Here is a 13670-nt window from a genome sequence, read left to right as displayed (position 1 = left end):
TTATTCATTTTGCAACAGCATTAAGCTTGGGCGATAAAGCTTTCCTTTTTTTTCATAAATTGCTTTCACCTTTTTATTGTATCGTAGTGCAACTTTTTTCGCATTAGTTTCAAGCGAAATACCTGCTCCATTTTTAACTTTAAGCCACTTTTCTTCAGTTAAATCAACCTGAGTGTATTCCTTAAAAAATGCATCAATCGGCTGTATAAGTTCAGTGGCCTTTTCCGGATTCTCTTCAATCTCCTTTAATTTTACTGCTTGTGTAATATCAAAGCCAGAACTAGCTGTTCTTCTCAAATAAGTCATCGTTGCGGGGCAATCTAATTTTTCACCTAGATCATTAACTAACGATCTAACATAAGTGCCTTTGCTGCATTTAATCTTAAAATCAAAGCTTTCTTGTCCAGTATTTATATCAAAAACTGGTTCTTTAGTTAGATCATATTGTTTGACTTCAACCCTTCTCTGAGGCCGTTCAACTTCAATTCCTTCACGCGCATATTCATAAAGATGTTTACCATTCACTTTAACAGCAGAATAAATTGGAGGCACTTGAACAATTTCTCCTACAAATTTATTCATATTTTCTTGAATTTCTGCACCAGAAAAAGGCTGAATCAACTTTTTTTCTTTTAAAACAGTTCCAGTTGCATCATAACTATCTGTGCTATAACCAAATAGTCCCGTGCCAATATATTCTTTTGGCCTAGTATGCATCATTTCAATTAATTTAGTAGCCTGACCAATAGCAATTGGTAAAACGCCTGTCACCTCAGGATCAAGCGTACCAGCATGTCCTATTTTTCTAATATTTAATACGCGGCGCAAATGATAAACTACATCTGCACTAGTCATCCCTTTATCTTTATCAATAACTAAAATTCCGTTTAACATAATTATTCCCTATTCCTTTCAACAAAAAAAGGGCACCATCACGGCGCCCTCTTTTTTATTTGTTTTCCCGCTTAGCATCTTGTTTCTTAACTTCTGCAATCAAACGGTCAATCTTACTACCATACAAAACTGAATTATCACGTTTAAAAATTAATTCAGGAACCTTATAAACAGTTAATGTTTGACCAAGCAAATGACGCATCATGCCTTTTGCCTTTTCAAAACCTGCCTGAACCTCTTCTTCCTTATGCTCATCTTCAGTTAGCAGGCTGTAATAAACAGTTGCATATGAAAGATCATTCGTACATTCAACTGCGGTAATAGTTACACCACTTAAGCGCGGATCACGAATATTCTTTTGTAAAATCTTGGTTAATTCGCGTAGAATTTCACCTTCAACACGACCAATTCTATGCTTCATGTTTTCCTCCTAATAGTAATTACTTAGGCTCAACTTGTTGCATTTCGTAAACTTCGAATTCGTCGCCAACTTTAATGTCGTTGTAGTCCTTAATCGTTAAACCACAATCGTTACCTTGCTTAACTTCCTTAACATCATCTTTAAATCTCTTAAGTGAAGCAATTTCACCATCATACTTAACGATACCATCACGAATAACTCTAATCTTAGAATCATTCTTAACCAAGCCCTTATCAACGAAGGAACCAGCAATTGTACCAACCTTAGAAACCTTCCAAGTTTCACGAACAGTAAGATTACCGATAACCTTTTCTTCATAAGTTGGTTCAAGCATACCCTTCATGGCAGCAGTAACATCATCAATAGCCTTGTAAATAATGCTGTAAAGACGAATATCTACGCCATCGGTTTCAGCTTGGCTCTTAGCAGTAGCAGTTGGACGAACGTTGAACCCAATAATAAATGCATTTGATGCACCAGCCAAAGTTACATCTGATTCATTAATGGCACCTACACCTGAGTGAATGATATTTACACGTACGCCTTCAACTTCAATCTTTTCAAGCGATTGTTGTAAAGCTTCTACAGAACCTTGAACATCAGCCTTCAAGACAATGTCAACTTCCTTCATGTTTTCCTTCTTCATAGTATCGAAGAGGTTATCAAGAGTTACGTGTTGAACATTTTCACGAGACTTTTGTAAAGCTTGTTGTGCTCTAGCTTCACCAACACTTCTAGCGGTCTTTTCATCCTTAAATTCAACTAACTTATCAGCAGATTCAGGCACATCGTTCAAACCAGTAATTTCAACAGGTTCTGATGGTGTAGCCTTCTTAACTTGACGTCCACGATCATTAGTCATAGTACGAACACGACCAAAAGTGTTACCAACAACAATCGGGTCACCAACATTAAGTGTACCTTGTTGGATTAAAACGTCTGCTACAGGTCCACGACCACGTGACAAACGAGCTTCAATCACAGTACCAATTGCCATTTCAGTTGGATTAGCCTTAAGTTCCATCACATCAGATTGCAACAAGATCATTTGTAATAAGTCATCAACATTTTGACCTGTCTTAGCTGAAATATTAACGAAGATAGTATCACCACCGTAATCTTCAGGAATCAAATTGTATTTCATTAATTCCTCAGTTACGTGTTGTGGATTTGCACCTGGCTTATCCATCTTGTTAATTGCTACAATTATTGGAACATTAGCACTCTTTGCATGGTCAATTGCTTCTACAGTTTGTGGCATTACACCATCATCTGCAGCAACAACCAGTACAACAATATCAGTAATTTCAGCACCACGTGCACGCATGTTAGAAAATGCTGCGTGTCCTGGTGTATCCAAGAATGTAATTAAGCGATCATCTAATCTAACTTGGTAAGCACCAATCTTTTGAGTAATACCACCAGCTTCATGAGCTGAAACATGAGTATGACGAAGACGATCAAGTAAAGTGGTCTTACCATGGTCAACGTGTCCCATGATTGTAACAACTGGTGGGCGTTTAACCTGGTTTTTAGATTCCTTTGACTCTTCCATTCTCTTGTCATAGATATTATCAATATCAGAGATGTCTTCATGAACTTTTTGCTCAGCATTGATACCATATTCAGCAGCTAAAAGTTCAATTGTATCTTTATCCAAAGATTGGTTTTGGTTAGTCATCACGCCAAGCATGAAGAGTTTCTTAACAATTTCAGCTGGTTCACGGTGAATTAACTTACCAATATCTTGAGCGTTCATACCTTCTTCGTAAACTAATGTTTCTGGTAATGGACGTTCCTTACGCTTAGTAAGTGTTTTCTTTGGTTTTTGCTCTTGTTGACGTTTTTTATTCTTACGCCGCTTTCTCTCTGAACGATCTGAATGGTCACTACGACCATTGCCAAATTGATTTTTACCCTTGCGTCCTGGCTTTCCCATGTTGCGACCACGATTATTGCCGCGTTTTTCTTCCTTAGGAGCCTCAGGAATAGTAACTTGAACTCGTTCTTTAGTCGCTTCAGGCTGTTGCTTCTTCAAACGAGCTGGAGAAGGCTTTAAAATCTTAGGACCAATAACTTTCTTTTCTACTGGTTCTGCTTTCTTCTTGTTATCTTTGTGGTTGGTTGTTTTCTTATTATCTTTCACTGGCTGTTCTTGTTTTGGATGTCTTAATTGCTCATGATATTCTTTTCTGGCTTTTTGGGCTTCACGATTAAGTTGCCCTTCTTCTGCCCGTTGCTTTTGTTTAAATTGTTGTAACAAAGCAGCTGCCTTTGGCTTACCTGTATTATTTCTACGATCATTTTTATTCTCATGACCGTGATTATTTGAACGACGTTTATTATTGCGTCTCTTAGAATTCTTAGAACTATTATTATCTTCTTGCTTCTTTTCATTTTTGCGAATAGAAGAAACAGAGATTTTTATTTTATTCTTTTTATTAGAAGATTTTGCAGCAGGAGCGGAGTTTTGGAAACTATTCTTTAACTTTGCAACCTGTGAATCATCTACTGATGACATGTGGTTCTTTACATCTAAGCCTAAATCCTTTGCTTTTTGGACTACAACTTTGTTATCAACGCCGACTTCTTTTGCGATTTCATAAATTCTTTTCTTTGCCATCCAATCACACTCCTTCATTTATTTTTTTAACTAACGCCTTAGCAAAACCAGCATCAGTTAATCCTAAAACTTTGCGTTTTTTGCCAATTGCCTTTGACAATTCAATGGCAGTAAACATAGTTATCATAGGAATATTGTCTTTTCTGGCAGCGCGGTTTACTTTTTCTGCCGTGTTGTCTTGAACATCACTAGCCATAATAACCGCTTTGATTTTATGCTTATTAAGTTCATTAATGACTGTCTCTGTACCGGTAGTTAACTTACCAGCACGCTCAGCTAAACCTAACAAATTAATTGCTTTTTGTCTATTTTGCAATCTTATTTATCACCAAATAATTCTTTTCTTGCCTTTTGATGATCAACATAAGAGTAAAGCTCATCGTAAAAAGTATCTGGAACTTTCGCACCTAAACTACGTTCTAATACATTCTTCTCTTTAGCAGCTTCAATCTTACTTGGATCAAGGGAAACATATGCGCCGCGACCAGCCTTTTTACCTGTTGGATCAACTGACACATTTTTTTCTTTATCGATAACAATACGTACTAATTCCTTCTTGGGCTGCATTGTATCGGTTAATAAATCCTTCCGCATTGGGATTTTTCTTTTTTTCAAAAAAATCACCTATTCTTCAGTTTTATCTTCTTTACTTGAATCTTCTACAGTAGTTGTATCATCTGAGCTTTCAACGTCAGCAGCGTCATCTGTACTTTCAACATTTTCAGAAGTTTCGCTACTATCTGCAGCATCAGCTGTATCATTTGTTTTTTCATCTACAAATTCTACTTCAGATTCAGGACGAATATCAATCTTATAGCCTGTCAAACGAGCAGCTAAGCGAACGTTCTGACCTTTCTTACCAATTGCAAGTGATAACTGGTAATCTGGTACGATAACTAAAGCACTTTTTTCTTCTTCATCATCACCAAATTGAACCGCAATCACTTCTGCTGGATTTAATGCATTAGCAATAAAGTCAGATGGATCTTCTTCATACTTAACGATATCAATATTTTCACCGCCAAGTTCGTTAACTACATTTTGTACACGAGCACCCTTTTGGCCTACACAGGTACCTACCGGATCGATGTTAGGATCATTTGACTTAACAGCCATTTTAGTTCTGTCACCTGCTTCACGTGCGATTGAAACAATTTCAACGGTTCCATCATAAATTTCTGGAACTTCTTGTTCAAACAATCGTTTAACCATGTCAGGAGCAGTTCTTGAGACTGTAATTTGTGCACCCTTGCTATCGGAGCCAACATGAGTTACTAGTACACGAATCTGGTCTTGGGGATTGTAAACCTCATTTGGCATTTGATCACGGTGAGGCATAACAGCTTCAACATTACCAATCTTTACATAAACGAAACGATTGTCGCGTCTTTCCACGGTACCAGTAACCAATTCATCTTCATATTGTGAATATTCATCAATAATATGGTTTCTTTCGGCTTCACGTAGACGTTGCATGATAACTTGCTTAGCAGTTTGGGCGGCAATTCTACCAAAATTTTTAGGTGTTACTTCAAAACGAATTTCGTCGCCTACCTCATAAGCACGATTAATTGTTAAAGCATCCTTTAAACTAACTTCAAGACGGTCATCTTGCACTTCGTCAACAACAGTTTTAACTGCCATTACCTTGAAGTTACCTTTTCTTTCATCAAAATCAACTTCAACGTTTTGTGCTTGATTATAATTCTTTTTGTATGCAGCTACCAAAGCGGCTTTAATTGCATCAACAATAACATCTTGCTTAATGCCCTTGGTATTTTCCAAAGTAGCAAACGCTTCTAGCATTTCTTTAGACATAAGTTTTTGATCAACCTTTCTAAAATTCAATTGCAAAACGAATATTTGCAATTAACTTACGGGGAACAGTTAATGTTTTTCGTCTTGTCTTATCTTTTATTTCTAATACAACTTCGTCATCATTATAAGACTTGAGTGTACCTTCATACATTTTTTTATTCTCAATCTTTTGATAAAGACCGACATGAATGTAATCATTCAGAGCTTTTTCCCAATCAGCTTTTGTTTTGATTGGTCGTTCTGCCCCTGGAGATGATAATTCCAAAACATAAAGATCTGGAAGTGGATCAGGATCAAGAGCATCCAGCTTTTCGGAAACAAGTTCACTTAAAGCTGCAATCTCATCAATGTCAATACCGTTTGGTTGGCGATCAACATAAATGCGTAAATAATTTTGCCCTTTTTCTTTAACGTATTCCATATCAACCAACATGTCACCATGTTCATCAATAATTGTTTCGACAACTGGACGAACAGAATCTATAACTTTAGACAAAAATTTTCCTCCGTAATAAAAAGAGTGAGCATCACTGCTCACTCGAATTTACCTATTCGAACTTCATACGTAGTATACCATGTTTTACCTGATCTTGTAAAATTTAACTATCAGAAAAGTGATAATTGATTTTCATCTGGCATCCCTTCCAAGACACCATTTTCTTCGAAATAATTCATAATTGTTTGTGATACTTTACCGCGCTTAGCTAAATCTTCTTTAGACAAAAACTTCTTTTCTGCACGAGCAGCTACAATCTGCTTAGCTGCATTATCCCCTAAACCAGGAACAGCATTGAACGGTGCTAAAATTGTATGCTTATCTAAGATCTTAAAGTCAGTTGCTTCAGATTGATCAATATCAACCATTTTGATCTTAATCCCTCGTTCTAGACATTCATTAGCTATTTCTAGCACGGTCATCAAACTCTTATCCTTAGCTGATGCATCGTTTCCTTTATCCTGAATTTCCTTCATTGCAGCCTTAACAGTATTCTTACCATGACTCATTGCAACCAAATCAAATAGATCGGCACGAACTGAAAAGTAAGCTGTGTAATAGATTTCAGGATAATATACTTTAAACCAAGCAATTCGTAGAGCCATTAAAATGTAAGCCGTAGCGTGAGCCTTAGGGAACATGTACTTGATCTTCAGACAAGAAGGAATATACCAATCTGGAATATTCTTATTTTTCTTTAAAATAGCCATATTTTCATCGCTGATACCACGACCATGACGAACGGATTCCATTGTTGAAAAGGCAACTTCTGGCTTAACGCCCCAGTGAATTAAGTCCATCATGATGTTGTCACGACAACCAATTACATTTTTCAGTTTGCAAATTCCTTGATTGATTAAGTTCTCAGCATTTCCTAGCCATACATCAGTCCCATGGGACAAACCTGAAATCTGTAATAATTCAGAAAATGTCGTTGGCTTAGTCTCCTCAAGCATTCCTCTAACAAAACGGGTACCAAATTCTGGAACACCCAAAGTTCCAGTTTCTGATTGAATCTGCTCTGGAGTAACACCTAAAATATCAGGACTAGAAAATAATGACATGACTCCAGGGTCATCGGGTGGAATAGTCAATGGATCAATCCCAGATAAATCCTGCAAGTGACGAATCATAGTTGGATCATCATGTCCCAGAATATCAAACTTCAAAATATTATCATGAATAGAGTGGAAGTCATAGTGAGTAATCAACCAAGCAGCATTTACATCATCGGCTGGATACGATACCGGCGTAAAATCATAAATGTCCATATCATCGGGCACTACAACAATTCCTGCAGGGTGTTGACCAGTAGTTCTTTTGACACCACGGACACCAGCTGCCAAACGGTCTAATTCCGCATTTCTTAGCTTTAAATCATGCTCTTCATCGTAGTGTTTAGCATAACCGTAAGCAGTCTTATCCGCAACAGTCGCAATCGTTCCAGCACGATATGAATTATCTGGTCCAAACATTACTCGAATAAAATTATGGGCTACTGGTTGATAGTCACCTGAGAAGTTCAAATCGATATCAGGAACCTTATCGCCGTGAAATCCTAAGAAAGTCGCAAATGGGATATCTTGTCCATCTTTAACTAATGGAGTTCCACATTTTGGACAATCTTTATCAGGCAAGTCAAAACCAGAACCATATTCCCCATTTTCAAAGAATTGTGAATACTTACAGTTAGGACAACGATAGTGTGGAGCTAACGGATTAACTTCAGTAATTCCTGACATCGTTGCTACTAGACTAGAGCCAACAGAACCACGAGAACCTACCAAATAGCCATCTTTATTTGACTTAGCTACTAAACGCTGAGAAATCAAGTAAATAACCGCATAACCATTCGAAATAATGGAATTTAATTCCAAATCTATTCGATCCTTAACAATCTTCGGTAATGGCTTACCATATAATTCATAAGCCTTATCATAGGTCAACTTCTTCATTTCTTCATCGGCATGTTCAATATGTGGTGGGTATAACCCATCTTTAATTGGCTGAATTTCTGACAATTCATCAGCAATTTTATTGGTATTGTCAATAACAATTTCCTTAGCCACATCTTCGCCTAAGAATGAAAATGCATCTAGCATTTCCTGTGTTGAATAGAAATGCAAATCTGGCTGCGGCTTATTTCGACTAGGGTTTGATCTCTGAGCCGCAATCAAAATTTTACGATAAATAGCGTCCTTTTGGTCAACGTAGTGGGCATCGCTAGTTGCAACTACAGGCTTATTTAATTCCTTCCCTAATTTAATAATATTTTCAATAATTTCATGTAATTGATCTTCATCCTTAATCAAACCATCAGCAATTAATTGCGAATAGGTTGCTGGAGGTTGAACTTCAAGATAATCATAAAATTTAGCTTTTTCTCTTGCTTCGTCGTAACCTTTTTGCATCATTGCGATAAAGACATCGCCTTGCCAACAACCAGAACCATAAAGTAAACCATCATGCAAACGAGCCAAATCTGACTTCGGCGTACGAGGAATACGGAAAAAGTCCTTCGTGCTGGCAATTGATACTAATTTGTAAAGATTCTTTAATCCAGCTTGATCCTTTGCCAAAACTGTCATATGGGAAGGACGGGCTCGTTTATAAACTTCACCATGTGCTGCATAGCCATTCAAATTATTCAAATTATTTTCATGATACTTTTTATTAAAAGCATCTAACAATTTAAACATTAAATAGCCAGTTGCTTCAGCATCCTGATTTGCCCGGTGATGGTGTTCCAAAGAAACATTATACTTCTTAGCTAATGAATCTAAAGTATGACGACTCTGCTCTGGATGTAGTAAACGCGATACTTCAAGTGTATCAACTACTGGCTGAGTAATTTCTTTTAGCCCTGCACGTCTTAATGCTGCATTAACAAACCCAACATCAAATTGAACGTTATGTCCACACAGTGGTCGATCGCCATAAAAGTCTTGGAATTGCTTAATGACAACTGCTTCATCATCGGCTGCGCCAACCATTTCATCTGTAATTGAAGTCAAATTAATAGTTTGCTCACTTAAAGGATGGTGCGGATTAATGAACTTATCAAAGCGTTCAAGCACTTCTCCGTTCTTCATCTTAACCGCACCAATCTCGATAATTGTGTCGTAAACAGATGACAACCCCGTAGTTTCAACGTCAAAAATTACAAACTCGCGGTCTTCATAGGTCATCGGTGCAGGATTCAAAACTAGTAAAGCATGATCATCAATCATATTAGCTTCTACACCATACAATATTTTCATGTCCAGTGCTTTACCACTGCTATATGCTTCAGGGAATGATTGAACATCACCATGATCGGTAATCGCAATTGCCTTTTGTCCAAACTTCTTAGCAGTTTTAATAAAGTCCGTCGGAGTATTAGTTGCGTCAACCTGACTCATATTAGTATGAACATGTAGTTCAACTCGTTTAGGCTCACCTTCGTATTTTTCAGTTCGCCCAACATGCTCGACAGTCTCTAAGCTACTAATATTAAAAACTACATCATGTATATATTGATCATCAGCAACTGACCCCTGCATTTTAGCCCAAGTTCCTGGTTTAATTGCAGATAGCTCTTCAATTTCATCTTTATTAGAAACAAATTTCTTAAATGCAATTGAATCACTATAATCCGTAATTTCGCCAGAAAAAATGATTGCACCAGATTTAAGCTCACGAGTTTCAACATTAAAAATATTTCCCTCAATTACTACATTACGTACGCCATCTTCCAGCTCTTTAATTTGTGTAATTGGAGCATTTTCATCTAATTTACGTTTACCATAATTAGTACGTCTAGTTGGATACTGTTTAGGTTGTTGCGGTTTAGGTTTGTCTGGCGTCTTCTCAAAGACTTCCTGCATGCTTTTTTCATGCTCTTGTTGCAACTCCTGCAAACTTTCTAAATTGTTTTTAGAACTTGTCTGATCCAGCTGAGTTATAAATTTCAAATTAAAGAAGCCATAATCACGCATCTCTTCAGCTAAATCATCTAAAGCCTTCTGCTCAATTAAACCATCAATCACATTATTATCAACTGGAATAACCCAGCGGCCATCAACTTTTTTAGGTTTTTGGCCAGCCAAAAATTCACGAGCCACAGGTTGCAAAATATTTGAATTTTGAACTACATAATGCCAATAATCTGGTAAATATTGATCAGAACCATCAGCTGTTCCAACATAAAATCTTACATTTACAAAAGAAGAAAAAGTTTCTTCTACAGCTTTTCTTAATGCTACATAGGTGTCATACATCAAGGGAGTATCAAAAAAAACGTGGATATCCCACCTGTGTTCTTTAGCGTAAACATCCACGTTTTCAATTTTCCCTTTTTGTAGAAGCGCATTGTCTTCAAAACTATCAGGAAATTGAACCTGTTTGAGCAATTTTAAGAAAAGATCGTTTTTATTTGCCACAAAAATTATCCTAACTCTTGATTTACAAACTTATCTAATTCATCAATTGACATTTCGGTTGCTTTGTCATCAGTTGGTCGCTTAACTTCAACAATGCCATCAGCAGCCTTCTTACCAATCGTAATTCTAATTGGTGCACCGACTAAATCTGCATCAGCAAACTTAACACCAGCACGCTCTTTACGATCATCGTATAAAACATCATACTTTTCACTGAATTTCTTTTCAAGTTTTTCAGCTAATTCAGTTTGATCTTCTTTATTCATCTTCATTTGAACAATATGTATTGCAAATGGAGCGATTTCCTTTGGCCATGCAACACCACGTTCAGTTAAGTGTTGTTCAACAGCTGCTGATAACATTCTAGTAACGCCAATACCGTATGAACCCATGATGACAGGCTTTGCTTTACCATTTTGATCTAAGAAATCTGCACCCATGGTCTTAGTGTAATAAGTACCCAACTTGAAAATGTGACCAACTTCAATTGAAGTAGTGAACTTAAGCGGTAAATGATCAACAGGATCTGGTTCACCTTCGTTAGCAGTCCGAATATCAGCAAATTCATCCACCTTGAAATCACGGTCTAAGTTAGCATTTTCAAATTGATAATCGGTTTCACCTGCACCAACTACAACGTTGTAAAGATTCTTAACAGTTTCATCTGCAATAATCTTATCAGCCCAATCTGCATTAACAGGACCAACGCCACCCTTTTCACTACCAGTGATTTCCTTTAAATCAGCAGTATTTGCTTCATGAACCTCATCAGCGTCAAGGATATGCCCCAACTTAACCTCATTGATTTGCTTGTCACCACGGATTAATACTAAAACTTTTTGCTCATCAGCAATGTATAAAATACTTTTAACAATTCTAGTAGCTGGTACATCGAGGAATTTAGCTAATTTTTCAATTGTATCGCAGCCTGGCGTAGCTACCTTAGTTAATTGCTTAGCATCTTCTGGTTCTTGCTTGAAAGTATCAATACTCTTAGCCATTTCAAGGTTGGCAGCATATGTTCCTTTTTCATTAGTAGCAATTGTATCCTCACCGATAGCAGCAGGGGCTTGAAATTCAGTAGAGTTTTTACCTCCCATTGTACCTGAGTCAGCAATTACAGGGTGAACAGTAACACCGGCACGTTTAAAGATACGCTTATATGCATTTTTTTGATCATCAAATTGTTCATCCAATTGATCACGAGTTGCAGCAAAACTGTAACCATCAAGCATTACAAATTCACGCCCACGAAGAAGGCCAAAACGAGGTCTATTCTCATCACGAAACTTAGTCTGAATTTGATACAAAGCAAGTGGCATTTGTTTGTAACTCTTTAAGTTCTTAGCAATAATTTCGGTAAAAGTTTCTTCATGTGTAGGTCCAAGCAAGCTTTCACGTCCATGACGATCTTTTAACTTGAACATTTCTGCACCATATTTCTTGTAACGGCCACTTTCTTGCCACAAAGTTGCAGGAAGTAAATGAGGCATAATCATTTCTGGAACATTAATTTTATCCATTTCTTGTTCAATGATTCCCTCAGCCTTGCGTAAAACACGGTAGCCTAATGGAAGATAAGCATAAACTCCAGCTGTGACTTGGCGAATATACCCACCTCTAATCATCAGCTTATGACTTTCAGCCACTGCATCTGATGGTGCTTCCTTCAAAGTTGGCATAAAAAATTTTGATTGACGCATTCTTATCTCCTAAAGTAAAAAATATAATTATTTAATAAAATAGCGATAGATATCGTTACCTGTAACTGCAATAATTAAAACTAATAATAAGCCGAAACCAATTAATTCAACAATTGCCTCATGTTCTTCAGAAATCGGTTTACCGCGAACTAATTCAATTAAGTTCAATAAAAGTTTACCACCATCAAGCCCAGGAATTGGAATTAAATTGACAATTCCCAAATTAATCGAAATCATTCCTAAAAAGGCTAATACATAAGTAAAGCCCATTTGTGAAACTTGTGAAGTTTGAGAATAAATTCCAACTGGACCTGATAATTTATTCAAACTAAAGTGGCTAAATAAGTTACCTACGGCTCTGAAAATCAGACCGGTAGTTGAAACAGCTGTATCCCAGCCACGTTTTAATTTAACAACTGCATTCTCATTGCTCTTAGCTACAATACCAATTTGATAAACTGTTTGTTTTTGAATTTTATGAGCTTTTGGCTTAACTGTAACTTTCCTAATTTGACCATTTTTCTTTAATTCAAAGTGTAAGGCCTTGCCTTTACTTTGATTAATCTGCTGTGACACTTGATCAAAATTATTAATCTTTTGTCCATTAATTGCCACAATCTGATCACCAGTCACAATTTTTGCATCACGCGCTGGTGAATTAGCCTGAGTTGATCCAACTGTAGTTGTTGCTGGACCTGGAACTGTAAATGTCCAGATTAAAAATACTACAAACCCAAGAAGAATGTTCATAAAAGGTCCAGCAAAATTAGTTGCCAACTTTTGCCAAACATTAGCTTGATTAAATTGTGTATCTCGAGGCGCAATAATTAATTCAGTTCCGTTTTTTTCAATAATAGTTGCATCATGAGCTACGTGATAAGTTACTGGATCATTTTCATCGCCATTTTCGTAACCCTTAATTATTAAATCGTCTACTAGATCAGCCTCTGTTACTTGAACGGGAATTCCTTCAATTGGTATTTCGCTTTCTGAAGCATCAATTCTCACTACTTCATTTTGTTCATTCAATTGTAAAACAACCGTCATACCAGGATCCAGCTTGCTTTCATCGTCAGCGCCTGCTAAACGAACATACCCACCAAGTGGTAACCAACGAATGGTATAAGTGGTGGGGTTACGTCTAATTTGAAAAAGCTTTGGACCCATTCCAATTGAGAATTCTCTAACCAAAATACCTGACTTTTTGGCTACGATAAAATGCCCAAATTCATGGACAAATACCAATATACCAAAGACGACGATAAAGATTAGTATACCCTTCAATAAAAAATTC

The 13670-nt window shown here is 36.9% G+C and carries 10 protein-coding genes; all 10 read right to left on the bottom strand.

All coding sequences use genetic code 11. The features are described 5' to 3' along the window. Nucleotides 1–894, bottom strand: coding sequence for a tRNA pseudouridine(55) synthase TruB (gene truB / locus J6L97_RS04500; protein WP_023488779.1), 894 nt, complete (start codon nucleotides 892–894; stop codon nucleotides 1–3). Nucleotides 895–949: 55 nt separating this feature from the next. Beyond that, nucleotides 950–1315, bottom strand: a complete 366-nt coding sequence (locus J6L97_RS04495) for a ribosome-binding factor A (RefSeq protein ID WP_013086491.1) — start codon at nucleotides 1313–1315, stop codon at nucleotides 950–952. 19 nt (nucleotides 1316–1334) lie between these two features. Next, the gene (gene infB / locus J6L97_RS04490; RefSeq protein ID WP_013086492.1) at nucleotides 1335–3938 is read right to left on the bottom strand and encodes a translation initiation factor IF-2; all 2604 of its coding nucleotides are present in this window, start codon (nucleotides 3936–3938) and stop codon (nucleotides 1335–1337) included. Between the two features lie 4 nt (nucleotides 3939–3942). Continuing rightward, entirely contained in the window at nucleotides 3943–4254 is a 312-nt protein-coding gene (locus tag J6L97_RS04485) for a L7Ae/L30e/S12e/Gadd45 family ribosomal protein (protein ID WP_005719268.1), read from the bottom strand. Nucleotides 4255–4256: 2 nt separating this feature from the next. Further along, entirely contained in the window at nucleotides 4257–4553 is a 297-nt protein-coding gene (rnpM, locus tag J6L97_RS04480; RefSeq protein ID WP_005719270.1) for an RNase P modulator RnpM, read from the bottom strand. 9 nt (nucleotides 4554–4562) lie between these two features. After that, nucleotides 4563–5756, bottom strand: a complete 1194-nt coding sequence (gene nusA, locus J6L97_RS04475) for a transcription termination factor NusA (protein WP_013086493.1) — start codon at nucleotides 5754–5756, stop codon at nucleotides 4563–4565. Nucleotides 5757–5775: 19 nt separating this feature from the next. After that, complete coding sequence (gene rimP, locus J6L97_RS04470) at nucleotides 5776–6252, bottom strand: ribosome maturation factor RimP (RefSeq protein ID WP_057726510.1); 477 nt, start codon at nucleotides 6250–6252, stop codon at nucleotides 5776–5778. Nucleotides 6253–6362: 110 nt separating this feature from the next. After that, nucleotides 6363–10673: a PolC-type DNA polymerase III gene (locus tag J6L97_RS04465; protein WP_057726511.1), complete on the bottom strand. Its 4311-nt coding sequence runs from the start codon at nucleotides 10671–10673 to the stop codon at nucleotides 6363–6365. 5 nt (nucleotides 10674–10678) lie between these two features. After that, nucleotides 10679–12376: a proline--tRNA ligase gene (locus J6L97_RS04460; RefSeq protein WP_057726512.1), complete on the bottom strand. Its 1698-nt coding sequence runs from the start codon at nucleotides 12374–12376 to the stop codon at nucleotides 10679–10681. Nucleotides 12377–12403: 27 nt separating this feature from the next. Further along, on the bottom strand, nucleotides 12404–13660 hold the full coding sequence (gene rseP / locus J6L97_RS04455; RefSeq protein ID WP_057726513.1) for an RIP metalloprotease RseP: 1257 nt from the start codon (nucleotides 13658–13660) through the stop codon (nucleotides 12404–12406). Between the last annotated feature and the right edge of the window lie 10 nt (nucleotides 13661–13670).

The sequence above is a fragment of the Lactobacillus crispatus genome (genome assembly GCF_018987235.1).
GTDB classification, from domain to species: domain Bacteria; phylum Bacillota; class Bacilli; order Lactobacillales; family Lactobacillaceae; genus Lactobacillus; species Lactobacillus crispatus.
This window is presented reverse-complemented; position numbering and strand designations above follow the sequence as displayed.

What these genes read in the sequence shown, in the direction of transcription:
- J6L97_RS04460 (WP_057726512.1), bottom strand. Translation starts at nt 12,376, where the DNA reads ATGCGTCAATCAAAATTTTTTATGCCAACTTTGAAGGAAGCACCATCA.
- truB (WP_023488779.1), bottom strand. Translation starts at nt 894, where the DNA reads ATGTTAAACGGAATTTTAGTTATTGATAAAGATAAAGGGATGACTAGT.
- infB (WP_013086492.1), bottom strand. Translation starts at nt 3,938, where the DNA reads ATGGCAAAGAAAAGAATTTATGAAATCGCAAAAGAAGTCGGCGTTGAT.
- J6L97_RS04495 (WP_013086491.1), bottom strand. Translation starts at nt 1,315, where the DNA reads ATGAAGCATAGAATTGGTCGTGTTGAAGGTGAAATTCTACGCGAATTA.
- nusA (WP_013086493.1), bottom strand. Translation starts at nt 5,756, where the DNA reads ATGTCTAAAGAAATGCTAGAAGCGTTTGCTACTTTGGAAAATACCAAG.